Below are 23,976 nucleotides of genomic sequence, written 5' to 3' on the forward strand. Positions count from 1 at the left end.
GTTTCCCTATGGAGCAGAAGGTGGGGACGTGAGGTTCAGCGCAGCGGCTTGAGGTAGGCGTAGTCGATACGCGCGGCCTCGAGGTCGCTCATGCGGCTGAACGGCCCTTCCTGTTCGACGAAGCAGTGCTTGAGGCCCGAACGGTCCGCGGCGGCCATGATCGGCTTGTAGTCGAGCGTGCCGCGGCCCAGTTCCGCGCCGGGGAAATCCTTGCCGCCCGCGCCGGGCAGGAAATCCTTGGCGTGCATCAGCGCGATGCGGCCGGGGTTGGCCTTGAAGTAGTCGGCGGGATTCTTGCCGCCCACGTGCACCCAGCCGCAGTCCAGTTCGAAATGCACCAGCTGGTGGTCGGTTTCCTTCAGAAGCACGTCGTAGAAGGTCTGGCCGCCGCCGACGTCGGTGAACTCGCGGTGGTGGTTGTGATACGCGTATTGAAGGCCGGCTTTCTTCGCTTTCTCGCCCAGGCGGTTGGCGTATTCGGCGGTGCGCTTGGCCTCGTCCAGCGAATACGTGGGCTCGGGCGCATGGGCGCCGGCTTCCTTCTGCATGATCGACGGCAGCATGCTGCTGACGATGAACTTCGCGCCCAGGGTGTGCGCGGCTTCGATGCCCGGATCGAAACCGAGGCTGTCGAAGTGCATGCTGGGACAGCCGAGGCCAGCCTCTTTCAACTGGTCGCGCAGGGTGGCGGCGGTGGTGGTGACGATCGCCTCGATCTCGCTGTAGCCGATGCTCTTGAGCGTCTTGAGCGTGCCGAGCGGATCGGCCTGGTACGACTTCAGCACCATGTACAGCTGGATGCCGAGCGCCTTGCCCTGCGCGCCGGCGGCGAGCAGCCGGCCGGAAGGGCTGGCGGCAAGCCATGCCGCGGCGCCGAACATGGCGGATCGAGCGAGGAACTGCCTGCGATTCATCATCATATGGATTCTCTCGGGGCGGCCGGTGGGTAGCTTGGGAGATGGGGCGTCAGTGCGTGACCGCAGCGGGCTGGCCGACAGCGCTCCTGCGGTCCTTGAAGGCGAGTACGAACAGCACCAGCACGGCGAAGGCGCAGCCGCCGGCGATCAGCCAGATCGAGCGCCAGTCGTGCGCGCCTGGCGTGGCATAGGCATCGACCACCACGCCCGACAGCCACGAGCCGACGAACATGCCCAGGCCATAGGTAAGGAAGGTGATCAGGCCCTGCGTCGCCGCGCGCAAGGCGGTGGGCGCTTCGCGGTCGATATAGATCTGGCCGACCACGAAGAAGAAATCGAAGCAGATGCCATGCAGCACGATGCCCAGCCACAGCATCCACATCAGCTCGCCCGGCGCGCCGAAAGCGAACATCGCATAGCGCAGCACCCAGGCCAGCATGCCCACCGCCAGCATGTACTTCACGCCCAGGCGGCGGAAGAACCAGGGGATCAACAGCATGCACAGGATCTCGGACATCTGTCCGCCGGTCATCTTGCCGGCCGCGTTGACCACGCCCACTTCGTTGAGGAACAGATTGGTGAACGCGTAGTAGAACTGCAGCGGGATGCAGATCAGGAAGGACGCCAGCGCGAACACCGCCATCGAGCGGTCGCGCAGCAGGTGCAGCGATTCCAGCGGCAAGGCGTGGCGGATTTCGAAGCGCTGGTTGCGCGCCAGCGGCGGCGTGGGCGGCAGGGTGAGGCAGTACAGCGCCGTCACCACCGACAGTACCGCAGCCAGGTGCAGCGGCGAGGCGGTGGCTTCGACGCCCCAGGCGCCGACGGCCAGGCCGACCAGGATCCAGCCGATGGTGCCGAGCACGCGGATGCCGCCGAATTCTTCCTGTGGGTCGCTGATGTGGCGCATCGCCAGCGAAGTGGTCAGCGCCAGCGTCGGCATGTAGCACAGGCTGTAGGCGAGCAGGGTGCCGTAGAGCAGCGCGAACGAGGTCTGCTTCGCGGCGAACACCAGCAGCACGGCGCCGAGCAGATGCAAGGCGGCGAGCACGCGGCGCGTGTCGAACAGGCGGTCGGCGAGCAGGCCGACGAACAGCGGCGAGATCATCGCGCCGATCGCGGTGGTGCCGGCCACCGCGCCGATCTCCTTGCCGCTGAAGTGCAGGGTCTGGCCCAGCCAGGTGCCGACGGTGACATACCAGGCGCCCCAGATCGCGTACTCGAACAGCATCATCAACCTAAGGCGCCACTTCATCATCCCCGTGCTCCCCTTTTGCGTGGTGTTGCGGTCAGGTCTTCGACGTCTTGCCACACGCCGCCCGCGGCGTGGCTTTTCAGCATGGCGTCGACCAGCAGGCTGTTGCGGTAGCCGTCCGCGAAGGTGGGCAGGGCGGACGGCTTCTTCGCCGGCGCGCCGCCCTGGCGGATCCAGGCATAGGCATCGGCGATCAGGTTGCGGAACGCATCGGGCCAGGCTTCCGGATGGCCGGCAGGCAGGTGCGCATACGGACGCGCGGCCGCATCGAGCAGGGCGGGATCGCGCGTCAGCACGGTGTTCGGCTGGTTGTGATGGCCGACCCACAAATCGTTCGGCTGCTCCTGCCGCCAGGCCAGCGACGCCTCGCGGCCGCTGACCTCCAGGCGCAGGTCATTCTTGTGGCCGGGCAGCACCTGGCCGATGGTGACGCAGCCGCGCGCGCCGTTGTCGAAGCGCAGCAGCACGCTGGCGAGATCTTCGCTGGCGATCCTGATCTTCTTGCGCGGGGCGGATTTCGCCGCCTTGGCGAAAGCCTTGGGCGAGGCGGCCGGCACCTCGCGCACTGGCACCGCGGTATGCAGGTCGGCCAGCACGGCGACGATGCGCGCGCCGGTGACATGCTCGGCCAGGTCGCACCAATGCGAGCCGATATCGCCCAGCGCGGAGCTGGCGCCGCCGCGCTTGGGATCGAGCCGCCACGAATAGGCGCGCTCGTCGGTGAGCCAGTCCTGCAGATAGCAGCCGTGCACGAACACCTGCGCGCCGAGCTTGCCCTTGGCGATCATCGCGCGGGCCTGCTGGATCAGCGGGTAGCCGCGGTAATTGAAGGTGACCACGTGGGCCACGCCGGCCTTGCGCGCGGCTTCGTGCAGCTCGCGGCTTTCTTCCAGGCTGCTGGCCAGCGGCTTGTCGGAGATCACGTGCTTGCCGGCCTGCAGTGCCGCCAGCGAGATCTCGCGATGCAGATGATTGGGCGTGGTGTTGTGCACCACCTGCACGGCCGGATCGGCCAGCAGTTCGCGGTAGCCGGCATAGGCGCGGTCGACGCCCAGTTCGCGGGCACGCTTCTGCGTCGATTCGGGACTGGAGCCGGCGATGCCGACGACGTCGACGTCGCCCAGGCGGCGCACCGCATCCAGGTGATGGGCGGCGATAAAGCCGGGGCCGACCAGACCCATGCCGAGACGCTTCATCGGCACATCCTGTCGTCGCTGGTCGCTGTGGACTGGCTAGGCATGTTCCCCCTCCGAGGTATCGCTACCATCGAAAATGTATTCGATTACATCCGCATGCGGACTGGACTTCCAAGGCACAACCGGGAAAAGTGCGATGCAAGCCACGCAAGTGGGAAGCGGCAAGACCGCGAAAAAACTGCGCTGGTATGTAACAGACTTGGAAATGCCGATGCAACGATTTCATGTAATCCATTACATTGCGGCGCAGCATGAGCGGCGGCCCGAGCCTTGGCAGGGCGCTTGCCGGCTTGCGCGGGGGTGCTATCGTCCCGCACCAATCGGCGGCATGGGAGTCCGGCATTCGTGAGCGGCAAGGGATCGAAGGGCGGACGCAAAGACGGCAAGGGCGCGGCAGCCGAGGCGCCGCCGGCCCGCGTCAGTACGGTCAAGGAGATCGCCGCCATCGCCAAAGTGTCGGTGGCCACCGTGTCGCGCGCATTGCAGCGGCCGGAGGTGGTCAGCGAGGCCACGCGCCAGCGCATCCACGAAGTGGTCAAGCGCCTCGGCTACACGCCGAACGCCCTGGCGCGCAACCTGCGCACCGCGCGCACCCGGTTGATCGTGGCGCTGCTGCCGGACATCGCCAACCCCTTTTTCTCCGAAGTGATCCGCGGCATCGAACAGGTGGCGCACGAGAACGGCTATTCGGTTTTGCTTGGCGAAACCCAGGGCAGCGTGGTGCGCGAGCAGGCCTATGCCGACATGGTCGCGGCGCGCCGCGCCGACGGCATCATCACCATGTCGCCGCGCGTGCCGGCGATTCCGATCCAGGGCCGCCAGCCGGTGGTCAATGCCTGCGAGTACGTCAAGGACGGACAGATTTCCAGCGTTTACATCGACAACGTCGCGGCGGCGGGCGTGGCGGTGGATTACCTGGCCATGCTGGGACACCGCGAGATCGCCTTCGTCGCGGGCCCGCCGTCCAGCCCCATCTGCGTGGACCGCGAGCAGGGTTACCGGCTGGCCTTGCAGCGCGCGAAGCTGCCGGTGCATCCGGGTTTGATCGTGACCGGCGATTTCTCGATCGAGGCCGGCGAGCGCGCGGTCGAGCAGTTGCTGGCACAGGGGCAATCGTTCACCGCGCTGTTCTGCTCCAACGACGAAATGGCCATCGGCGCCATGCGCGCGCTCAGCTCGCATGGACTGAGCGTGCCGGACGACGTGTCGGTGGTCGGCTTCGACGACATCCGCTTCGCCCGCTACACCTCGCCGCCGCTCACTACGGTGGCGCAGCCGAAGAACGCGCTGGGGCGCGAGGCGATGAGCATGATGCTGGAACTGCTCAGCGACGCCGAGGTGCCGCCGCGCAAGCGCGTGCTGTCGGCGGACCTGGTGGTGCGCGGTTCGACGGCGCCGCGGCGACCGGCGTAGGTTGGGGTGAGCCGCAGGCGAACCCCAACAATACGGAACGCTTGAAGGTTGCGATGTTGGGGTTACTGGCTGCATCAGCAGCCAGCCCTTCGGGCCATCCGCTACGCGGATGTTCGCTACGGCATCCTGCCTTCGCAGTCGCCTGCGGCTCACCCCAACCTACGTCGCTACGTCGCTTTCTTCTCGCGGTTGCGCTTGCGGACAGGTGCGGCGGCGCCTTCGATCTGGAGCTGCTCCATCCACGACAAGGCATCGAGATAACCGAGGAAATGCCGCAGATACCCGGGCGACAGCTCGCGCATCGAGGCGATGGCGCGATGCGCCAGCGCGCTCGAGTTGAGCGGGCCGGCATTGGCGGGAGCGGGCTGCAGCGATTGGCGCAACTGGCTTTCGGTGCGCAGGCCGGACCAGAGCTGGCGGACATCGGCCAGCATGGGCAGTTCGGGAAAAGCATCGGGTGCGCGCCGGGCCAGCGTCTGCGCGAGCGAGCGGAGCGGGCCATCGCCGGTTGCCGCCGTGCCGGACTGCGGTTGCGCGGCAGCTTGTTCGACGATGGCAGCATAGCCATCGAGCAGCGACGACAACCGCTCGTCGAGCAGGCGCCGCACTTCGCCTTCATGTCCCGCCGCGCGCTGCTCCAGCGCTTCCAACACGTGGAAGCGCACCGGGTCGATCCGGTCGGCGCCTTGTTCGCGCCACGTATCGAGCCTCGCTTTCGCCGAGGTCCGCTCTTCAGTCATGGATAAGGCTTTCGGGCGAGCCCTGCGCCGGACGCGGCACCGGCGCGATTTCCACGCGCCGGTTCCTGGAGCGTCCATCTTCGCTTGCATTCGAACCCACCGGCTGCTCCGCGCCGAACGCGGCGGCGAATACCGACGAAGCGGGCACGCCTTCGGCGATCAGCGTGCGGGTGACGGTAAGCGCGCGCTCGGCCGACAACTCCCAGTTGTCGGCGAACTGGCGGTTGCCGTCGCGCACCTGGCGGTCGTCGGTGAAGCCACTGACCATAAGAATCTCGTCCCGCGACTTGAGATAGCCCGTCAACGGACCGGCCAGGCTCCGGAGCACCTCGCGTCCTTCCGGCTGCAACTGGTCGGAGTTGAGCGCGAACAGCACATTGCCGCGGATGCCGATGCGGCCGTCGACCAGGGTCACGCGGCCGGCGGCGAGCGGCGCGGCCAGCGCCTGTTCCAGCGTCTGGCGGCGCTGCGCCTCGGCCTGGCGCCGCTTCACTTCTTCTTCCAGCTGGTTCGACAGCTGCATCTGCATGCCGATCATGCCGACCAGGATCAGCACGAACACGCCCAGCAGCACCGACATCAGGTCGCCGAAGGCGGCCCAGATCGGCGTCGATTCGGTTTCCGCTTCGATCTCGCCGCTCATGCCGTTTCGGCTCCGGCGGCGGTGCGGGTTTCGGCCAGCTGCTGGATCTCTTCGATAATCTGTTTCTGCGACAGCATGCTCAGGTCGACCACTTCGCGGGCCTGGGCCACGTAATAGGCGAGCTGTTCGTCGCTGCGCGCGAGCGAGGCGTCCAGCGCGCCGGCGATCTGCTGCAGGCGTTCCGCCAGCGCCTCGTTGGACTGGCCGAACATCTGCACCGCGACGCCCAGCGCCTCGCCCAGGCTGGCCACCTCGGCGGCGCCGCCGGCCACGTGCGCGGCGGCCGTGCCGAGCTTGCCGGTCTGCGCTTCGACGTGATCCTGGAAGCGCGTGCCGACGCGGTCGAGCAGGTCGGCCGAGGTGGCGATCAGGCCGTCGACGGCGGCACGCTGTTCGGTCGAGGCGTGGTTCACCGAGTCGAGCAGGGTTTCCACGGTGGCGAGCAGGCGGCTGCGTTCTTCCAGCATCGCGGTGTCGCGCACCATGCTGTCGGAGAGCTTCTGGCGCAGTTCGGCGACCACTTCGGCGGCGGCCTTCGGCGCTTCGGAGGCGGCCTGCACCAGGCGCGCGATCTCGGCGATGGTTTCGCCGGCGTGCGCCTTGGCCTGTGCCGTGATGTCGCGCGAGGTCTGCGCGAGCGTGTCGCAGATGTCGCGCTGGCGGTCCGCGGCGTGCGCGGCGGTCTGTTCCCACTGGCCGTGCAGCGCGGTGGACATCGCGCCGAGGCTTTCGGTCCACGCGGCAAGGCGTTCCTGGTCCCGCGCGGTGAGTGCCGCCTGCAGGTCTTCGTGCGACTGGCGCACGACGCCGACCAGCGAGGCAGCGTGCTGTTCGAACGTGGCTGCCGCGGCGGCCAGCGCTTCCTGGTTGCGCGCAGCCAGCTCGCCGTTGGCGGCTTCCTGGCGCGACAGCGTCTGCTGCCAGGCTTCCGCGGCGTGGTTCGCGGCGGTATCGAGGCGGGCGGCGACGTCGCCGATCAGCGCGGCGGAGCGCTGTTCGAATGTACCGTTGAACTGCTGCAGCGAATCGCGCAGATCGCCGGTAAGCGCCGCGCCGGCGCGGCGATGCTCGTCCAGCGCTTCCTTCCACAACCCGGCCACCTTGGCGGTGGTCGTCTCGAAGCCGGCGGACACGCCGTCGAGATGGCGCTGCACGCCTTGTTCGACCGCTGCGCGCAGCGCCACCGTCTCGCGCGACAGGCCGGCCATGGTGGCTTCCACCACCGGCTGGATCGATGCGCTCACCGCGCGTGCGCTCTCGGCCACGCCTTGTTGCAGCGACTGCTCGACGGAGTGGGCAAGGCGCGCATAGGTGGTTTCGGTCCTGGCGTGGAAAGCGTCCTGGCCAGCGAGCTGGCGCTCGTGCGCGGCCTGGTTCTGCTGTTCGATGCTCGCCATCAGCGCCTGCAGGCGGTCGACCAGGGTCGGCATCAGCTCGGTCTGGCGCTGCAGCAGGCGCAACGCCTCGTCGCGCTGGTGCGCCTGGGAGAACACGCGCAAGGTGGTGGCGGCGTGCGTATCCAGCTGCTGCGTCGCCTGCATGCGCTCGCGGCGGCACAGCGCGGACAGCAGGCCGAGCATGGCCGAGCTGGCCACGCCCGCGATCGAGGTGCCGAACGCGAAACCCAGGCCCTTGACCGGCGCGGCCAGCGAACCGCGCATGGCCTGGAGATCGTCGGCGCTTTCCAGCGCCAGGCCGGTGCCGCGCAGCGTCGCCATCATGCCGAGCAGGGTGCCGAGCATGCCCAGCAGCACCAGCAGGCCGACCAGGTAGGGCGTGAGCACCGGCACCGGCAGCGCCGCGCGCTCGCCCTCGACGCGCAGGCGCACGGTGTTGCGCAGGCTGGGATGCAGTTGGCCCAGCCAATCGCCCAGGTTGGACGGTGCCATTTCAAGCTTGGCAACGGCATCGCCCAGCGTGTGCGTGGCCTGCCGGTAGCGGAACAGCTCCATGCCGCCGGCGAGATAGCAGGCGCCGATCAAGGCGGCGATCGCCGCGCCCAGCGGATTGGAGCCGACGTAGCCGGCGCCGATCCAGCCGACGGCCACGAGGCCGGCGGCGAAAACGAGGGGATAAACGAGACTTCTGAACATGGCGTTCCAGTTAGCTGGCGCGAAGGGCCGCGAGCAGGCCTTCGACCGGTTGAAAACGAACATCCAGTTCGGCGAGCAGCACGCTCTGCATGTCCTTGCGAAAGACGTCGAGCCACGCGGCCGACGTTTCCCCAGCCGGGAGCTCCGCTCCCGCGGCACCTTCCGCGGCGTTCTCCGCGGCCTGGCGCAGTTGTTCGAAATGCGCGCCCAGCAGCCTGGGCGCGGCCGCCAGCAGCGCGTGTTCGCGCGGACTCAGTGCCACTTCCATTGCCGCATCCACGGATGCGAGCCGCGCCATCTCCGCATCTTTCGCGGCGAGCCGGTCGCGCAACCTGCCGCGCAACCGCCCGGTGGCGGCCTGCATCGCGCGCTGATGGGTGAGATAGCGCTGGCGGACGATGGCGGCGTCGATGCCGATCTCGTCCTGCGCGGCGGCCGGCGACAGCGCCCGGTCGCCCACGACGGCCTGGGCCAGCGCGGCGCGCGTGCGTGCGCACTCCTCGGCATCCTCGTCGGTGAAGGGCGCGCCATCCGCCAGCACCGGCCGGCCGTCCAGCGCCGTGGACAGCGCAATGGACTGCTTCCAGTCGAGCCATTGGCTCAACCGGTCCGGCAGGGGAGGCGGGGAGGCCGGGGCGTCGGCGTCCGTCAGGCTGGCTAGCAGGCGGATGAACGTCGGGCCGCGGACGGGCGTCCGGTGGAGGGCTTGCACCATGCGGCTGGGTAAAAAAAGACGACGATTCTACACGTGGGGTGGGACGCGTCGATTAACAGCAGGGGGCGAAGTCGCCGAATGGCAATGCAAATTATTGATTGACATTGCGTTTACCCGCCGCAACCGCGCCACCTGGCTCGAGCATGGCAATCGTCCCCGGCCATCGCTTCACAGGCTTGGCCGGGCCATCCGGCGGGTCATCGCGGACACGGCGCGATGTGCCGCTCCGGGTAACGGTTTCCTGAAACGGCCATGCCCGGTCAGCAGAAGCGCCGCAGCAGGGAGCCGACCGCATGGGCGAAGCAGCTACACTCGGCCGCCGTTACATGGATGGAGCTGCCCGATGGAGGCCGCGAAGCAAACGCCGGCGTTGCACGGCGAGGCGCGCGATGAAACCTGAAGACCTGCAGCGCCTGGTCACCGTCACCATGCCCTATGGCCGCTACCAGGGCCGCCTGATCGCCGACCTGCCGGGCGCCTACCTGGCCTGGTATGCGCGCAAGGGTTTCCCGCCCGGCGATCTCGGCAACCTGCTCGCGCTTGCGCTGGAAATCGATCACAACGGCCTGAAGCGGCTGCTCGATCCTTTGCGGAAGCGCTCATAAATGGATGCCGCGATGAAGCGGTGGCGTGTCGTTCTTGGCGTGGCCCTGGCGCCTGCGGTGCTGCCGCTGGCTTATGCGCTGGCGTCGCTGCTGCTTTCGGGGTACGTGTTCGATGCGCCGGGGCATCTGGATAAGTTCTTCCTCGAAGTAGCTGCTATTGCGATCGTCTGCTACGGGGCCAGCTATCTGCTCGGCGCGCCTGTGGTGATTGGCCTGGTGCTGGCGCGCCGCTTGAGCGTCCTGCCTTGTGTTTCGCTGAGCGCCCTGGTCGGGGCGGTGGCGGCGGTGCTGGTCTACCTGCACTACCGGGAGGGCGGCGTGGAAAGCGGGCTCGCCGCCCTGCTGGGAGCCTGCGCCGCCGTGCTGGTGTCCACGGTCTTCTGCGCGCTTGCCGGCGTGCCCTGGCGACGCCGCACCATCGCCGCGGCGGCTTGATGCTGCCGCGCGTCGCGGATCGATATTCGCAATTAATTACTCGGATGTAATTAATTACGCCGTCCGCATTTATATTTTACGAATAAAGCCATAAGCTTTTGATGCGCCGGTAAATGCACTCGCATTGCATCGATATAATGCGTTTTCTCGCCTAAGTCATTTCACCGGGCCTTGATTTATCTCCGATGGATTCGTGATTTGAATCACGGGATTTTCTGTTGACGCCCCAAGACGTCGCGCCCTAGGTTTATTGAATTCATCAGTCGGGAGCTGATGAATGATCCTGTGACTCGCGCGGCAATTACTTGCGCACTTCCAGAGGGCGGAAGGGCGTATTTCGTGCAGAAGATGGGGCAGGGGCTGCAACGCGCCTCGGATCGCTCGGCAATTCCGGAAAACACAAAAGCTGCCGTGCCCAAGCACGGTTTTCATTGATGAGGGTTCACGCAACCCCACGGGGTTCGTTTGTCCTCAAAATCCTTCGGAGTATTCCATGCCAAGTCATTTCCGCCATAAAGCCATGCAGAACGGTGATTCCTTGAAACGCCAAGGGCTGGCCAGCCGGATCCGGTGCGTGCTGGGTCTGTCCGTGCTGGTTGCGGCATCGGGTCTATGCGTGATGCCACCCGCCAGCGCGGCCGATGCCGGCGTCGTCGCCGTTGGCTCCGTGGCAACCCATCATGTGCCGCTGGCCGTACGCAACGGCGCGGCGCCGCTGATCAGCAACCTGGATACGAGCAAGCACCTCAAGCTCGCCCTCAGCCTGCAGCCGCGCAACCAGGCCGAACTCGACCAGCTGCTGCGCGACCTGCAGGATCCGCACAGCCCGCAATACCACCAGTACCTCAGCGTCGAGCAGTTCACCGCGCGCTTCGCGCCGACGCAGGATGACTACGACACGGTCGTCGCCTGGGCGCAGGCCAATGGCATGACGGTCACCGGCACCACGGCGAACCGCCGCCTGGTCGACGTCGAAGGCCCGGTCGAAACGATCAACCGCGCCTTCCAGGTAAAGATGGGCAACTACGCGCATCCGACCGAGAGCCGCACCTTCTTCGCCGCCGACCGCGAACCCGTGCCGGCCGGCCTGAGCGTGCCGCTGCTGCACGTGTCGGGACTGGACAACTTCCGCCTGCCGCACACCAACTATCACAAGAAGGCGGATGCGGCGCCGGTGCAGCACGGCGGCTCCGGCCCCGGCGGCGAATTCCTGCCCAGCGACATGCGCACGGCCTATTACGGCAGCGGCTCGCTGACCGGTTCCGGGCAGACGGTGGGCATCTTCTCGTTCGACGGCTACGTCACCAGCGACATCTCGCTGTACTACACCAAGACGGGCATGTCCTCGAGCGTGCCGGTCAGCAACGTGCTGGTCAGCGGCTTCGACGGCAAGTGCGGACACGTCGGCGGCAGTTGCGACGACGGCGAGCAGATCCTCGACATCGTCAATGTGATCGGCATGGCGCCGGGCCTGACCAAGGTGCTGTTCTATGAAGGCGACAGCGCCACCGACATCCTCAACAAGATGGTCTCGGACAACCAGGCCAAGGTGCTGAGCTGCTCCTGGGGCGGCGGCGATTTCAACAATGCCACCGACGATCCGATCTACCAGGAAATGGCGGCGCAGGGCCAGACCTTCGTCAACGCCACCGGCGACAGCGGTTCGTACAACGCCTCGTCGAGCGCCTACGATCCGCCCTCGGCCGACTCCAACGTGCTGGAAGTGGGCGGTACCGACCTGACCACCAGCAGCAGCGGCGCCTGGTCGGCGGAAACGGCGTGGTCCGATGGCGGTGGCGGCTATACCAGCGCCTCCGGCGAAAGCACGCCCAGCTACCAGAAGCTGGCCGGCGTGATCACTTCGGCGAACAAGGGTTCGACCACCTATCGCAACGATCCGGACGTGGCGGCCGAAGCGAATTTCGACAACCCGACGGTGAGCAACGGCACCTTCGAAACCGGCTATGGCGGCACCAGCTTCGCCGCGCCGCGCTGGGCGGGCTTCCTGGCCCTGGTGAACCAGCAGGCGGTGGCGAATGGCCACTCGACGGTGGGCTTCGTCAACCCGGCCATCTACAACGTCGGCATCGGCACCAGCTACACCAGCAACTTCCACGACGTGACCAGCGGCAGCAACGGCTTCAGCGCCGTGGCCGGCTATGACCTGGCCACCGGCTGGGGCAGCCCGCAGGCCGCGCTGGTCGCTTCGCTGGCCGGTTCCGGCGGCGGTGGCGGCAGCACGCCGGTGGCGAACTTCGGCGACACCATCAGCGGCCTGACGGTGAACTTCACCGACAGCTCGACCGATACGGGCGGCACCATCAGCACGTATGCGTGGGATTTCGGCGACGGCGGCACCTCCACCAGCAAGAACCCGAGCCATACCTACGCCGCGGGCGGCACCTACAACGTCAAGCTGACCGTGACCGACAACCTCGGCGCCAGCAACAGCAAGACCCAGGCGGTAACGGTGAGCGGCGGCGGCGGTGGTTCCTCGCAGCTGCTGGGCAACACCGGCTTCGAGAGCGGTGCGGCCTCGCCGTGGTCGATGAGCTCCGGCGTGCTGTGCAGCAACAGCAGCTGCTCCGGCCAGACCGCGCATGCCGGCACCTGGTTTGCGTGGATGAACGGCTATGGCTCCAGCCACACCGACACGGTGTCGCAGTCCGTGGCCATCCCCAGCGGCAAGACCACCGCCACCTTGCAGTACTACCTGCATATCGACACGGCGGAGACCACCACCAGCACCGCCTACGACACGCTGAAGGTGCAGGTGCTCAACAGCTCCGGCACCGTGCTGGCCACCCTGGCGACGTACTCCAACCTCAATGCCGCCAGCGGCTATACGGTGCACACGGCGAACCTTGCCCCGTACATCGGGCAGACGGTGACGATCAAGTTCACCGGCACCGAGGATTCCTCGTTGCAGACTTCGTTCGTGCTGGACGATGTGACCTTGAACGTGCAGTGAGTTCGCGCTGCCGATCGCTGCGTGCAATTCGCGGCGGTTGTTGAAGAGAGAACCCGGCCGCACGGCCGGGTTCTTTTTTGTCAGCCCAAAGGACGGTTGGCAGGGGCGTGACTCTACAGGCTTGACTCTAGACCTTGATCAATGGTCTAGACTTTCCCCATGGACACCCAAACCCCCACCCTCACCATCGGTGCCGTCGCCAAGCGCGTCGGCGTGAATATCGACACCATCCGCTTCTACGAGCGCGAAGGGCTGCTGCCGGAGCCGGTGCGCCGGGCCTCCGGCTACCGCAGCTACGACGAAGGCGCGGTGCGGCAGTTGCGCTTTATCCGGCGCGCCAAGGACCTGGGCTTCACGCTGGAGGAGATCCGCGACCTGCTGGCGCTGTCGGCGGACCGGCATCGCGGCGTGAAGGCGGTGAAGAAGCGGGCGGAGGCGCGGCTGGCCGCGATCGATGCGCGCATCGCCGAACTGACGCGGGTGCGCGACGGGCTGGAGGAATTGATCGAGGCCTGCCCGGGGCACGGCTCGCCGGACCAGTGCCCGATCCTGCGCGCGCTGTCGGACGATGAGGACGAGGCATGAGCGCGCAGGAGAAGGCTTGTTGCGGTTCGCATGCCAAGGAGCCGGAAGGGGTGGCCGCGGAGTCGGCAGCGGCGAGTTGCTGTCACGCCCCATCGTTGGCCCATGAAGATCATGCGCAGCACGATCACAGCCATCATGGCCACCCGCACGACCACCACGCGCAACACGCCGTGAAAGATCCCGTCTGCGGCATGTCCGTCGATCCGCACACCGCCAGGCACCGCGCGGACTTCGAAGGCCACACCTACTACTTCTGCGCCGCGCGCTGCCGCGAAAAATTCCTCGCCGACCCGGCCAGCTATCTGGGCGAACGCCCCAAGCCGCCCGCCGCGCCGCCCGGCACCATCTACACCTGCCCGATGCATCCGGAAGTGCAGCAGGTCGGCCCCGGCGATTGCCCCAAATGCGGCATGGCGCTGGAGCCGATGATGCCCAACCTGGACGAGGACGACGGCGGCGAACTGCGCCATCTGTCGCGCCGCTTCTGGACGCTGGTGGCGCTGACCCTGCCGGTGTTCCTGCTGGCGATGGGCCCGCACCTGTTCGGCTGGCATCTGCCGATGCCGTGGGATGGCGTGGCGGCGTGGGCCGAGGCGCTGCTATCCAGCGTGGTGGTGCTGTGGGGCGGTGCGTCGTTCTTCGCGCGCGGCTGGCGTTCGCTGCGGCCGTGGTCGCCGAACATGTACACGCTGATTGCGCTGGGCACCGGCGTGGCCTGGGCTTACAGCATGGTGGCGTTCTTCCTGCCGGGTGTTTTCCCCGATGGTTTTCGCGATGCGCACGGCCGGGTCGGCGTGTATTTCGAATCCGCCGCGGTGATCGTCACCCTGGTCACGCTCGGCGATTTCCTCGAACTGCGCGCACGCCGCCGCACCGGCGCCGCCTTGAAAGCCCTGCTCGGCCTGGCGCCGAAGACGGCGCGCCGCGTCAACGCCGACGGCAGCGAACACGACGTGGCACTGGAAGACGTACAGGCCGGCGACATGCTGCGCGTGCGGCCTGGCGAGAAGGTGCCGGTGGATGGGGTGGTGCTGGACGGCACCAGCCACGTCGACGAAGCCATGCTGACCGGCGAACCGCTGCCGGTGGCCAAGCGCGCGGACGATCGCATCACCGGCGGCACCGTCAACCAGGACGGCGCGCTGACCATGCGTGCGGAAAAGGTCGGCGCCGACACCCTGTTGGCGCGCATCGTGGCCCTGGTGGCGCAGGCGCAGCGCAGCAAGGCGCCGCTGCAGCGCGTGGCCGACCGCGTCGCCGCGTGGTTCGTGCCGGCGGTGGTGGCGGTGGCCGTGCTGGCCTTCGCCGCCTGGGCCGTGTGGGGGCCGGAGCCGCGGCTGGCGCATGCGCTGATCGCGCTGGTGTCGGTGCTGATCATTGCCTGTCCGTGCGCGCTGGGCCTGGCCACGCCGATCTCGATCATGGTGGCCAGCGGGCGCGGCGCGCACGAAGGCGTGCTGTTCAAGGACGCGGCGGCGATCGAAAGGCTGCGCGACGTCGACACCCTGGTGTTGGACAAGACCGGCACGCTCACCGAGGGCAAGCCTGCGCTGCAGGATGTGGTGAGCACCGGCGCGCTGCCGTGGGATCAGCTGCTGGCCGTGGCCGCGGCGCTGGAACGCCCCAGCGAGCATCCGCTGGCGCGCGCGATCCTGGCCGGCGCCGCGGCGCGCGGCGTCAAGGTGCTGGAGGTGGACGCGTTCCGCACGCTTACCGGCGGCGGCGTGCGGGGCAGGGTGGCCGGGCGCGACGCGGCGCTGGGCAATGCGCGCCTGTTCGAAAGCTTGAGGATCGCCATCGGCGACGAAGCGCGGCAGCGCGCCGACGCCATGCGCAAGGACGGCGCGACGGTGATGTTCCTTGCCGTGGACGGCGCGCTCGCCGGCCTGCTGGCGGTGGCCGACCGGCTGAAGCCGAGCACGCCGCAGGCGATCGCGGCACTGCACGCCGCCGGCCTGCGCATCGTGATGCTTACCGGCGACAACGCCGTCACCGCGCAGGCGGTGGCGAAGACGCTGGGCATCGACGCGGTGCACGCCGATGTCTCGCCGGCCGACAAGGCCGCGGTGGTCAACGCGCTGCGTGCCGAAGGAAGGCGCGTGGCGATGGCCGGCGACGGCATCAACGACGCGCCCGCCCTGGCCGCGGCGGATATCGGCATCGCCATGGGCGGCGGCACCGACGTGGCGATCGAGAGCGCGCAGCTGACCCTGGTGAAGGGCGAGCTGACCGCGATCCTGCGCGCGCGTGCGCTGTCGCAGGCGACGGTGGCGAATATCCGCCAGAACCTGTTCTTCGCCTTCGTCTACAACGCGCTGGGCGTGCCGCTGGCGGCGGGCGTGCTGTATCCGTGGCTGGGCCTGACCCTGTCGCCGATGGTGGCGGCGCTGGCGATGAGCCTGTCGTCGGTGTCGGTGGTGGGCAATGCCCTGCGCCTGAGCCGGCAGCGCGCGTAGCCAGCACCCGGCGTAGCCCGCGTAGGTTGGGGTGAGCCGTAGGCGACTGCGAAGGCAGGATGCCGTAGCGAACATCCGCGTAGCGGATGGCCCGAAGGGCTGGCTGCTGATGCAGCCAGTAACCCCAACATCCCTGCCTTCAAGCGTGCGGCATCGTTGGGGTTCGCCTGTGGCTCACCCCAACCTACGTGGCCACGCGGCGCAGTCCATCCAGATGCAGCAGTTCCACGCCGCTGCGCGTCACCCGCAGCAGCCCCGCATCGCGGAATCGCGCCAGCAGGCGGCTGACCGTTTCGGTGGCCAGGCGCAGGTGGTTGCCGATGTCGGCGCGCGACATCGGCAGCGGCAGCAGGGCGCCGGTGTCGCCCAGTGCTCTGCGGCGTTCGTGCAGGTCGACCAGGAAGGCCGCCATGCGCTCGTCGGCCGAACCGCCGGCGGCGTCCAGGTGCTGGCGATGGATCAGGCGGCTCATCGCGCACAGCAGGTGCGCCTGCACTTGTGGCTGGCGGGTGGCGAGATCGCGCAGCGCGGCGAACGGAAAGCGGCAGCATTGGGTGCGCCCCAGCGCGACCGCGGCGCTGTCGTGCTGGCCCTGCCAGATGGCGTCCAGCCCGAACAGCTCGCCGGGAAGGTGAAACGCCAGCACGCGCTCGCGGCCGGCGCGGTCCACCGACACCGTCTTGGCCATGCCCGATTGCACCGCGTACACCGCATGGAAGGGCGTGAGCGGGCGGTACAGATATTCGCCGTCGCGCAGCAGGCCGACGCGCTCGGCGATGCAGCGCAGGCCATGCAGCTCCGGCCGGCCGTAGCCGGCGGCCTGGCAGGCCGGGAGATGGGCGCAGCCGGTGCAGCGGGTAGGGGCGGCTGCGGCCGGCGGCGTCTGGATGGCAAAGGCGACAGACATGGCGGCGGCTCCCTCGTTGCGCGACGCCGTTCATGATGAGCCGGCGGTGCCGCGGCGCCATGCCCGTGTGCGCTTATGCCGCGCGGCTTTGCGCCGCGGCCGTGGTCAGGAGGACACCGGAACGGGAGCGGCGGGTCATGAAGCCGCCAGCCGGCTGAAGTATCCTTGCGAGCCATCTGCCGCGATCCCAGGCGTGGCGCCCGTCTCCTGCCATCCGCAATCGGTTCCCCCATGAGCGACCAGTCTTCTTCCACTCCCCGCGCCGCCGAGCCCGAGCCGCGCCGCCCCAGCGTCGGCGTGCGCATCGGCAAGGTGACGGTGGGCGGCGGCGCGCCGATCGTGGTGCAGTCGATGACCAACACCGACACCGAGGACCCGGCCAGCACCGCGAAGCAGATCGCCGAGCTCGCGCGCGCCGGCTCCGAGCTGGTGCGCATCACGGTGAACACCCCGGCCGCCGCCGCGGCGGTGCCGCGCATCCGCGAGCGGCTGGACATGATGGGCGTGGAAGTGCCGATCATCGGCGACTTCCACTACAACGGCCACCAGCTGCTGGAGCAGGAACCCGCCTGCGCCGAGGCGCTGGCCAAGTACCGCATCAATCCCGGTAACGTCGGCTTCGGCAAGAAGAAGGACAGCCAGTTCGCCGCCATCATCGAAAAGGCCATCCAGTACCGCAAACCCGTGCGCATCGGCGCCAACTGGGGCTCGCTGGACCAGAGCATGGTGGCCGCGCTGATGGACGAGAACCACGCGCGCGCCGAACCCTGGGACGCCGCGCTGGTGGCGCGCGAGGCGCTGATCCGTTCCGCTGTCGATTCGGCCATCCGCGCCGAAGAGATCGGCCTGCCGCGCGAGCGCATCATTCTTTCCTGCAAGGTCTCCGGCGTGCAGGAACTGATCGCCGTCTACCGCGACCTGGCCCGGCGCTGCGACTACGCCCTGCACCTGGGCCTGACCGAGGCCGGCATGGGCTCCAAGGGCATCACCGCCTCCAGTGCCGCGCTGGCGGTGCTGCTGCAGGAAGGCATCGGCGACACCATCCGTATCTCGCTCACGCCCGAACCCGGCGCTCCTCGCACCGGCGAAGTGGTGGTGGCGCAGGAGCTGCTGCAGACCATGGGCCTGCGCGCATTCACCCCGCTGGTCACCGCCTGCCCGGGCTGCGGCCGCACCACCAGCGAGTTCTTCCAGGAACTGGCCAAGACCGTGCAGTCGCACGTGCGCGAGCGCATGCCGGAGTGGCGGGTGAAGTACGACGGCGTGGAGAACCTCACCCTGGCCGTGATGGGCTGCGTGGTGAATGGCCCGGGCGAATCCAAGCACGCCAATATCGGCATCTCGCTGCCGGGCAATGGCGAGGCGCCGGCGGCGCCGGTGTTCATCGACGGCGAGAAGGCCATGACCTTGCGCGGCGAGCGGATTGCCGAGGAGTTCATCGGCATCCTCGACGACTACGTGGCCAGGCGCTACGCCGCGCGCGGCGCCTGAAGCGCGGGAGCGGATGCCCTTGCACGATCGTCCGCACGCCGAAGACACCATCCTCGAGGTCTGGCACGGCAACGCCGTGCCATGGACCGATGCCGTGCGCGAGCGGCGTATCGAAAGCCGCCGGCTGGTGACCGACCGCGCCATCGTCGACGCCGTGCTGTCGCGTCGGCCGCGCAGCGCGATCGATCTGGGCTGCGGCGAAGGCTGGCTGGCCCGTGCGCTGGCGGAGCATGGCGTCGACGTGCTGGGCGTGGATGCGGTGCCCGCGTTGATCGACGCCGCACGGGCGCAGGGCGGCGGACGGTTCGAAGCCATGAGCTACGCGCAGATCGCCGCCGGCGAGCTGCATGGGAAAGCCGACGTGGCGATCTGCAATTTCTCCCTGCTCGGCAAGGAGTCGACCGAGGCCGTGCTGGCCGCGGTGCCGCGGCTGCTCGAACCGGGCGGCGCGCTGCTGGTGCAGACGCTGCACCCGGTGGTTGCCTGCGGCGAGCTGCCGTATCGCGACGGCTGGCGCGAAGGCTCGTGGGCCGGCTGCGGCGAGGGCTTCGGCCAGGCCGCACCCTGGTATTTCCGCACGCTCGGCGGCTGGGTCGATACGTTCCTGGCCTGCGGCCTGCGCGTGGCGCGCATCGAGGAACCGCTGCATCCGCACAGCGGGCGGCCGGCGTCGATCATCTTCGCGCTCGAAGCTGCCACGTCCTGACGCACGTTGCTTCGCCGGCGATTGGCGGTAAGCTCGCGGCTATCGTTCCCGGGACGGAGTTTCCCGGGGCGGCAAGGGGAAGTCGGATGAGACTGAAGCCTCAAGTACGCACCGTGCTGGCGTACGTGATCGTGTCCAGCCTGTGGATCTGGTTGTCCAACCGCGTCTTGCGCCTGCTGGTGGAAGACCCCGACACGCTCAGCCTGATGCAGAGCCTGAAGGGCACGCTGTTCGTCATCGTCACCGGTGCCTTGCTCTACGTGCTGATCGACCGCGACCTGCGCGGCATGACACGCGCCAATCGCCTGCTGCTCAAGGGCAACGAACAGGCCCTGCGCGCGCTGGTCCATGCCATGGACATCCGCCACAAGGAAACCAGCGACCACTCCGACCGCGTCATGCGCATGACCGTGGCGCTGGCCCGCCTGGCCGGACTGCGTGGCGAGGAGCTGCGCAAGGCGCGCTTCGGCGCGCTGCTGCACGATATCGGCAAGCTGGCGCTGCCGGACGCGATCCTGATCAAGCCCGGCCCGCTGAGCGAGGAAGAGATCGCGGTGATGCGCACCCATCCGCAGGTGGGCTACGAGCTGCTGCAGCAGGTGGATTTCCTGCGCGATGCCGCGGAGATTCCGTACAACCACCACGAGCGCTGGGACGGCGGCGGCTATCCGCGCGGCCTGCGCGGCGAGGCGATTCCGCTGGTGGCGCGGGTGTTCAGCGTGGTGGATGTGTGGGATGCGCTGAGTTTTCCGCGGGTGTACAAGCCGGCGTGGCCGGAGGACGAAGTGATCGCGTATCTGCGCAAGATCGCAGGGAGTCAGCTGGATCCGGCGGTGGTGGAGTTGTTTCTCGCGAACTACGAGAGCATCAAGCGGGTAGGGCTGGAAGATTGAGCCGGCGTAGGTTGGGGTGAGCCACAGGCGACTGCGAAGGCAGGATGCCGTAGCGAACATCCGCGTAGCGGATGGCCCGAAGGGCTGGCTGCTGATGCAGCCAGTAACCCCAACATCGTTGCCTCCAGGCGCCCCGCACCGTTGGGGTTCGCCTGTGGCTCACCCCAACCTACGCATTACGCTGCTTTGCCTGCGTTGAAAGTCCGCCGGTAATTCGCCGGCGAGGTGCGGAACGCGCGCTGGAAATGCTGCCGCAGCGTCACCGGCGAACCCAGCCCCACCGCGCTGGCGATGCGATCCAGCGGCAGTGCGGTCGTCTCCAGCAGGCGCTGCGCTTCGCTGAGCCTTTGCGCCATCAGCCAGTCGCCGAAGCTGCTGCCGGTGAGCTGGCGGAAATGCCGGGTGAAGCTGCGCCGGCTCATCGCCGCACGCTCGGCGATCTCGTCGAGGTTATGCGGCTGCTGCAGCTTGCGGCGGATTTCATCCAGCAGCCTGACCATGCGTTCGTCGCCGGCCATGCTCGGCACCGGCTGCTCGATGAACTGCGCCTGCCCGCCGTGGCGGAACGGCGACACCACCATGCGCCGCGCGATGCGGTTGGCGCTCTCGCTGCCCAATAGCTGGCGCACCAGGTGCAGGCAGCAGTCGATGCCGGCGGCGGCGCCGGCGGAGGTGACCACCTGGCCGGCGTCCACGTAGAGCACGTCCGGGTCGACTTCGGTGGCGGGGAAGCGCTCGGCCAGCTCGCCGGTGGCGACCCAGTGCGTGGTGGCGCGCCGGCCATCCAGCAGGCCGGCATGGCCGAGCACGAAGGCGCCCATGCACAGGCCGACGATGCGCTTGCCGCGCGCGGCGGCGCGGCGCAGCGCTTCCAGCAGGGCTTCCGGCGGGCGCTCCTCCGCGCTGCGCCACGAGGGCACGATCACGATGTCCGCGTTGCGCAATTCCTCCAGCCCGTAGTCGGTGGCGATCAGGAAGCCCGAGGCGCTGCGCACGCGCTTGCCCTCGGCCGAGCACACGCGCAGGCGGAACGGCGATTGCTCGTCGCGCAGCACCGCGGCGAACACGCCGCAGGGCACCGAAAGATGGAAGGGCAGGATGTCGTTGAACGCCACGACGGCGATGCGGATCTTGCGCATGGGGAATTCCGATTGGCCCGATCACATCGATCATTGTCCTTCAGGCCACTCCCGCGCAAGTGGCCCGGAGCGCAGCATGTGCACACCTTTTCCACTCCAAGGAGCCGCGCCATGACTGCCACCCAACCCCGCCGCGCGCTGATCGTCGTCGACGTGCAGAACGAATATTTCGACGGCAACCTGCAGATCGAATACCCGCCGGTGTCCGACAGCCTGCCGAAGATCGTCCGCGCTATGGACGCCGCCACCGCCGCCGGCATTCCGGTGGTGGTGATCCGCCAGGATTCGCCCGCCGGTGCGCCGGCCTTCGCCGAAGGCAGCCACGGTTGGCAACTGCATGCGGAAGTGGAGCGCCGCCGGCGCGACGTGCTGTTCGGCAAGCCGCTGCCGAGCGCCTTCTCTGAGACGGGCCTGGGCGAGTGGCTGCAGGCGCGGGGCATCGATACGCTCACCGTGGTGGGCTATATGACCCACAACTGCAACGACACCACCATCAAGCATGCCTTCGATCGCGGCATCGAAGTGGAATTCCTGCACGATGCCTCGGGTGCGGTGTCGTATGCCAACCGTGCTGGCTATGCGACGGCCGAGGAAATCCATCGCGTGTTCGCGGTGGTGGAGCAGTCGCGCTTCGCGGCGGTGCTGAGCGTTGAGGAGTGGGAGCATTGCCTGGCCACCGGCGAAGCGCCGGTGCGCGAGAACATCCTGGACTCGTACGCGAATGCGCGGAAGCTGCGCGAGGCAAAGGCGGCGTAACGCGCTTGCTCCCTCTCCCCTCCGGGGAGAGGGCCGGGGTGAGGGGCCGGGCGGAGCGTAGAAGCGAGAGCGGACAACGAGCCACGCCCTGTCGATCTTCCGCCGCGAGCACCCACCCCTCATCTGCCTGCCGGCATCTTCTCCCCGGAGGGGAGAAGCGATTCACTTAGCTTCCTTTGCGCAACCCCGCCATCGTCTCTTCCACCAACGGCGTGAATTCCTTCCAGCTCCCGGGCTGCCCCGGCAATTTCACCAGCTGCCTTACCGTCTTCAGGAACGTGTCGCGCGGATACTCCACCGCCCCAAGACTCAACAGATGGTTGTTCGTCACCTGCGCATCGATCAACGGATAATCCCACCGATGCAGCAAGCGCCCCAGCGCCAGCAAGGCCAGCTTCGACCCACCGCTCTCGCGGCTGAACATCGACTCCCCGCAGAACAAGCGCCCCACGGTCACGCCGTAGATACCGCCGACCAGCCGCTCGCCTTCCCACACTTCCACGCTGTGCGCATGCCCCATCTCGTGCAACTGTGTGTACGCCTCCGCCATCGCCGGCACGATCCACGTGCCCAGCTGCCCGGAACGCGGCGCGGCGCAGGCTTCGACGGTGGCGCGGAAGGCATGGTCCAGGGTGATGCGCCAGGGTTTGCGCCCGATCTGGCGGCGCAGGCTGCGGTTGGCCAGCAAGCGGTCGGTGTGGAACACGCAGCGCGGGTCCGGCGACCACCACAGGATCGGCTCGTCCTCGTTGTACCAGGGGAAGATGCCGCCCGCGTACGCGGCCAGCAGCCGGCGCGGCGTGAGATCGCCGCCGAAGGCGAGCAAGCCATTGGGGTCGGCCATGGCGCGGCCGGGATCGGGAAACTGCTCGGGATGGGCGGCGTCGAGCAGGGGCAGGCGGATCATGGTCAGGCGTCGCGGTGGGCGTACGGGCTGTGTTCGAGCAGGTCGGCGGCGTAAGCGTCGACTGCTTCGGCCTCGCGCGCAAGCGCGGCGTGCACGGCCTTGCGGAAGCTGCCGTCGGCCAGGTAATGGCGCGAATGCGTGCGCACCGGCAGGAAGCCGCGCGCCAGTTTGTGCTCGCCCTGGGCGCCGGGTTCGAAGCGCTGCAGGCCGGCGCGGATGGCGTGCTCGATGCCCTGGTAGTAGCACAGCTCGAAATGCAGCCCCGGCACCTCGACGCGGCTGCCCCAGTAGCGGCCGTACAGCGCTTCGCCGCTTTGCAGGAACAGCGCCATCGCGGCCATGCGCTCACCCTCCCAGGCTAGCGCCAGATGCGTGGCGGCGCCGAGTTCGCCTTCGCCCAGGGCACGGAAGAAATCGCGCGTCAGTGCGGCGTGGTTGCCCTTGGCGTCGAAGGTGCCCTCGTACAGGCGGTGCGCCTGCCGCCATTCGTCCGCGCTCAGGCTGTCGCCGCGGCGCACTTCCAGCCGCAGGCCGGCGCGCGCCACCTGGGCGCGCTCCTGGCGGATGTTTTTCCGTTTCTTGTGATTGAGCGCGGCGAGGAAATCGTCGAAGCCGCCATAGCCACGATTGGGCCAGTGGAACTGCACGTCCGAACGTGCCAGCCACTGGTCGTCGAAGGCGGGCAGGTCGTCCGGCGCCAGGAAGTTGGCGTGGATGGACGACAGGCCATGCGCATCGGCCAGCTGGCGCATCGCCCGCACCAGGGTTTCGCGCCGCTGCGGTGCTTGCGGGCCATCGCCGGCCAGCAAGCGCGGCCCAGGCACGGGCGAGTAGGGCACGGCGTTGAGCAGCTTGGGGTAGTAGTCGCCACCCGCGCGTTCCCACGCCGCGGCCCAGCTCCAGTCGAACACGAACTCGCCGTGCGAATTGCCTTTCACGTAGAGCGGCGCCGCGGCGACCAGCCGTTCGTCCTCGTACAGGCCCAGGTGGTGCGCCTGCCAGCCCCAGTCCTCGCGGATGCAGCCGGTGCGCTCCAGCGCGGCGAGAAAGGCGTGTGAGAGGAAAGGATTGCCGTCGGTGCGCAGGGCATCCCACGCGGCGGCGGGCAGCTCTTCGATGCGCGGATGGAAACGGGCTTCGAGCATGCCGGACCGGT

At 68.2% G+C, this 23,976-nt stretch carries 21 protein-coding genes; 10 read left to right on the plus strand and 11 right to left on the minus strand.

The features are described from left to right. Nucleotides 1-35: 35 nt before the first annotated feature. From FHW85_RS02545 to FHW85_RS02555, 3 genes are read right to left on the minus strand one after another with little or no spacing between them, the layout of a single operon-like run. Nucleotides 36-917 (minus strand): sugar phosphate isomerase/epimerase, encoded by an 882-nt coding sequence (locus tag FHW85_RS02545; RefSeq protein WP_167256996.1) that lies wholly within the window; start codon nucleotides 915-917, stop codon nucleotides 36-38. A gap of 49 nt (nucleotides 918-966) precedes the next feature. Continuing rightward, a complete protein-coding gene (locus FHW85_RS02550; RefSeq protein WP_167256997.1) occupies nucleotides 967-2,169 on the minus strand; it encodes a nucleoside permease in 1,203 nt (400 codons plus the stop codon). Further along, nucleotides 2,169-3,365 (minus strand): Gfo/Idh/MocA family oxidoreductase, encoded by a 1,197-nt coding sequence (locus tag FHW85_RS02555; RefSeq protein WP_168647209.1) that lies wholly within the window; start codon nucleotides 3,363-3,365, stop codon nucleotides 2,169-2,171. Before FHW85_RS02555 ends, FHW85_RS02550 begins: the two co-directional genes overlap by 1 nt. A 345-nt stretch (nucleotides 3,366-3,710) precedes the next feature. On the opposite strand from FHW85_RS02555, the gene FHW85_RS02560 reads away from it, so the two are divergent. After that, nucleotides 3,711-4,778: a LacI family DNA-binding transcriptional regulator gene (locus tag FHW85_RS02560; protein WP_168647210.1), complete on the plus strand. Its 1,068-nt coding sequence runs from the start codon at nucleotides 3,711-3,713 to the stop codon at nucleotides 4,776-4,778. Nucleotides 4,779-4,945: 167 nt separating this feature from the next. Here the strand turns inward: FHW85_RS02560 and FHW85_RS02565 are convergent, their stop codons facing one another. From FHW85_RS02565 to FHW85_RS02580, 4 genes are read right to left on the minus strand one after another with little or no spacing between them, the layout of a single operon-like run. Next, on the minus strand, nucleotides 4,946-5,518 hold the full coding sequence (locus FHW85_RS02565; protein WP_168647211.1) for a DUF2894 domain-containing protein: 573 nt from the start codon (nucleotides 5,516-5,518) through the stop codon (nucleotides 4,946-4,948). Further along, the gene (locus FHW85_RS02570; protein ID WP_168647212.1) at nucleotides 5,511-6,161 is read right to left on the minus strand and encodes an OmpA family protein; all 651 of its coding nucleotides are present in this window, start codon (nucleotides 6,159-6,161) and stop codon (nucleotides 5,511-5,513) included. Before FHW85_RS02570 ends, FHW85_RS02565 begins: the two co-directional genes overlap by 8 nt. After that, on the minus strand, nucleotides 6,158-8,254 hold the full coding sequence (locus tag FHW85_RS02575) for a DUF802 domain-containing protein (protein WP_168647213.1): 2,097 nt from the start codon (nucleotides 8,252-8,254) through the stop codon (nucleotides 6,158-6,160). The genes FHW85_RS02570 and FHW85_RS02575 overlap by 4 nt, the downstream gene beginning before the upstream one ends. 10 nt (nucleotides 8,255-8,264) lie before the next feature. Further along, nucleotides 8,265-8,969, minus strand: a complete 705-nt coding sequence (locus FHW85_RS02580; protein WP_168647214.1) for a DUF3348 domain-containing protein — start codon at nucleotides 8,967-8,969, stop codon at nucleotides 8,265-8,267. Nucleotides 8,970-9,358: 389 nt separating this feature from the next. Between FHW85_RS02580 and FHW85_RS02585 the strand changes: the two genes are divergently transcribed. From FHW85_RS02585 to FHW85_RS02605, 5 genes are all read left to right on the plus strand, one after another. Beyond that, nucleotides 9,359-9,574, plus strand: coding sequence for a DUF3820 family protein (locus FHW85_RS02585; RefSeq protein WP_167256869.1), 216 nt, complete (start codon nucleotides 9,359-9,361; stop codon nucleotides 9,572-9,574). A 12-nt stretch (nucleotides 9,575-9,586) separates the two neighbouring features. Then, nucleotides 9,587-10,009 carry a hypothetical protein gene (locus FHW85_RS02590; RefSeq protein WP_168647215.1) on the plus strand — a complete coding sequence of 141 codons (423 nt, stop codon included), beginning with the start codon at nucleotides 9,587-9,589 and terminating at the stop codon, nucleotides 10,007-10,009. Between the two features lie 574 nt (nucleotides 10,010-10,583). After that, a complete protein-coding gene (locus FHW85_RS02595; RefSeq protein ID WP_168647216.1) occupies nucleotides 10,584-12,980 on the plus strand; it encodes a protease pro-enzyme activation domain-containing protein in 2,397 nt (798 codons plus the stop codon). Between the two features lie 159 nt (nucleotides 12,981-13,139). Next, a complete protein-coding gene (locus FHW85_RS02600; protein WP_167256872.1) occupies nucleotides 13,140-13,565 on the plus strand; it encodes a heavy metal-responsive transcriptional regulator in 426 nt (141 codons plus the stop codon). Beyond that, the gene (locus tag FHW85_RS02605) at nucleotides 13,562-16,021 is read left to right on the plus strand and encodes a heavy metal translocating P-type ATPase (protein WP_168647217.1); all 2,460 of its coding nucleotides are present in this window, start codon (nucleotides 13,562-13,564) and stop codon (nucleotides 16,019-16,021) included. The genes FHW85_RS02600 and FHW85_RS02605 overlap by 4 nt, the downstream gene beginning before the upstream one ends. A 184-nt stretch (nucleotides 16,022-16,205) precedes the next feature. Here the strand turns inward: FHW85_RS02605 and FHW85_RS02610 are convergent, their stop codons facing one another. Then, the gene (locus FHW85_RS02610; RefSeq protein ID WP_168647218.1) at nucleotides 16,206-16,928 is read right to left on the minus strand and encodes a helix-turn-helix domain-containing protein; all 723 of its coding nucleotides are present in this window, start codon (nucleotides 16,926-16,928) and stop codon (nucleotides 16,206-16,208) included. A gap of 231 nt (nucleotides 16,929-17,159) precedes the next feature. Between FHW85_RS02610 and ispG the strand changes: the two genes are divergently transcribed. The 3 genes from ispG to FHW85_RS02625 all read left to right on the plus strand — a co-directional run bounded on the left by ispG (nucleotide 17,160) and on the right by FHW85_RS02625 (nucleotide 20,018). Then, a complete protein-coding gene (gene ispG, locus FHW85_RS02615) occupies nucleotides 17,160-18,419 on the plus strand; it encodes a flavodoxin-dependent (E)-4-hydroxy-3-methylbut-2-enyl-diphosphate synthase (RefSeq protein ID WP_168647219.1) in 1,260 nt (419 codons plus the stop codon). A gap of 19 nt (nucleotides 18,420-18,438) precedes the next feature. Further along, on the plus strand, nucleotides 18,439-19,125 hold the full coding sequence (locus FHW85_RS02620; protein WP_246866614.1) for a methyltransferase domain-containing protein: 687 nt from the start codon (nucleotides 18,439-18,441) through the stop codon (nucleotides 19,123-19,125). 86 nt (nucleotides 19,126-19,211) lie between these two features. Next, nucleotides 19,212-20,018, plus strand: coding sequence for an HD-GYP domain-containing protein (locus tag FHW85_RS02625; protein WP_210427681.1), 807 nt, complete (start codon nucleotides 19,212-19,214; stop codon nucleotides 20,016-20,018). A 176-nt stretch (nucleotides 20,019-20,194) separates the two neighbouring features. Here FHW85_RS02625 and FHW85_RS02630 read toward each other — a convergent pair whose 3' ends face one another. Further along, a complete protein-coding gene (locus FHW85_RS02630) occupies nucleotides 20,195-21,157 on the minus strand; it encodes a helix-turn-helix domain-containing protein (RefSeq protein WP_168647221.1) in 963 nt (320 codons plus the stop codon). A 111-nt stretch (nucleotides 21,158-21,268) separates the two neighbouring features. Here FHW85_RS02630 and FHW85_RS02635 point away from each other — a divergent pair, with 111 nt between their 5' ends. Continuing rightward, entirely contained in the window at nucleotides 21,269-21,913 is a 645-nt protein-coding gene (locus FHW85_RS02635; protein ID WP_168647222.1) for a cysteine hydrolase family protein, read from the plus strand. 166 nt (nucleotides 21,914-22,079) lie between these two features. On the opposite strand, the gene aat is transcribed toward FHW85_RS02635, so the two are convergent. Next, entirely contained in the window at nucleotides 22,080-22,820 is a 741-nt protein-coding gene (gene aat / locus FHW85_RS02640) for a leucyl/phenylalanyl-tRNA--protein transferase (RefSeq protein ID WP_168647223.1), read from the minus strand. A gap of 2 nt (nucleotides 22,821-22,822) precedes the next feature. After that, nucleotides 22,823-23,965 carry a GNAT family N-acetyltransferase gene (locus FHW85_RS02645; protein WP_168647340.1) on the minus strand — a complete coding sequence of 381 codons (1,143 nt, stop codon included), beginning with the start codon at nucleotides 23,963-23,965 and terminating at the stop codon, nucleotides 22,823-22,825. Between the last annotated feature and the right edge of the window lie 11 nt (nucleotides 23,966-23,976).

The sequence above is a fragment of the Dyella sp. SG609 genome (assembly GCF_012275375.1).
GTDB classification, from domain to species: Bacteria; Pseudomonadota; Gammaproteobacteria; order Xanthomonadales; family Rhodanobacteraceae; genus Dyella_D; species Dyella_D marensis.

Excerpts from the sequence above, each read along its gene's own strand:
- FHW85_RS02545 (WP_167256996.1), bottom strand. The coding sequence starts at position 917 with ATGATGAATCGCAGGCAGTTCCTCGCTCGATCCGCCATGTTCGGCGCC.
- FHW85_RS02550 (WP_167256997.1), bottom strand. The coding sequence starts at position 2,169 with ATGAAGTGGCGCCTTAGGTTGATGATGCTGTTCGAGTACGCGATCTGG.
- FHW85_RS02555 (WP_168647209.1), bottom strand. The coding sequence starts at position 3,365 with ATGAAGCGTCTCGGCATGGGTCTGGTCGGCCCCGGCTTTATCGCCGCC.
- FHW85_RS02565 (WP_168647211.1), bottom strand. The coding sequence starts at position 5,518 with ATGACTGAAGAGCGGACCTCGGCGAAAGCGAGGCTCGATACGTGGCGC.
- FHW85_RS02570 (WP_168647212.1), bottom strand. The coding sequence starts at position 6,161 with ATGAGCGGCGAGATCGAAGCGGAAACCGAATCGACGCCGATCTGGGCC.
- FHW85_RS02575 (WP_168647213.1), bottom strand. The coding sequence starts at position 8,254 with ATGTTCAGAAGTCTCGTTTATCCCCTCGTTTTCGCCGCCGGCCTCGTG.
- FHW85_RS02580 (WP_168647214.1), bottom strand. The coding sequence starts at position 8,969 with ATGGTGCAAGCCCTCCACCGGACGCCCGTCCGCGGCCCGACGTTCATC.
- FHW85_RS02585 (WP_167256869.1), top strand. The coding sequence starts at position 9,359 with ATGAAACCTGAAGACCTGCAGCGCCTGGTCACCGTCACCATGCCCTAT.
- FHW85_RS02590 (WP_168647215.1), top strand. The coding sequence starts at position 9,587 with ATGAAGCGGTGGCGTGTCGTTCTTGGCGTGGCCCTGGCGCCTGCGGTG.
- FHW85_RS02600 (WP_167256872.1), top strand. The coding sequence starts at position 13,140 with ATGGACACCCAAACCCCCACCCTCACCATCGGTGCCGTCGCCAAGCGC.
- FHW85_RS02605 (WP_168647217.1), top strand. The coding sequence starts at position 13,562 with ATGAGCGCGCAGGAGAAGGCTTGTTGCGGTTCGCATGCCAAGGAGCCG.
- FHW85_RS02610 (WP_168647218.1), bottom strand. The coding sequence starts at position 16,928 with ATGTCTGTCGCCTTTGCCATCCAGACGCCGCCGGCCGCAGCCGCCCCT.
- ispG (WP_168647219.1), top strand. The coding sequence starts at position 17,160 with ATGAGCGACCAGTCTTCTTCCACTCCCCGCGCCGCCGAGCCCGAGCCG.
- FHW85_RS02625 (WP_210427681.1), top strand. The coding sequence starts at position 19,212 with ATGAGACTGAAGCCTCAAGTACGCACCGTGCTGGCGTACGTGATCGTG.
- FHW85_RS02630 (WP_168647221.1), bottom strand. The coding sequence starts at position 21,157 with ATGCGCAAGATCCGCATCGCCGTCGTGGCGTTCAACGACATCCTGCCC.
- FHW85_RS02635 (WP_168647222.1), top strand. The coding sequence starts at position 21,269 with ATGACTGCCACCCAACCCCGCCGCGCGCTGATCGTCGTCGACGTGCAG.
- aat (WP_168647223.1), bottom strand. The coding sequence starts at position 22,820 with ATGATCCGCCTGCCCCTGCTCGACGCCGCCCATCCCGAGCAGTTTCCC.
- FHW85_RS02645 (WP_168647340.1), bottom strand. The coding sequence starts at position 23,965 with ATGCTCGAAGCCCGTTTCCATCCGCGCATCGAAGAGCTGCCCGCCGCC.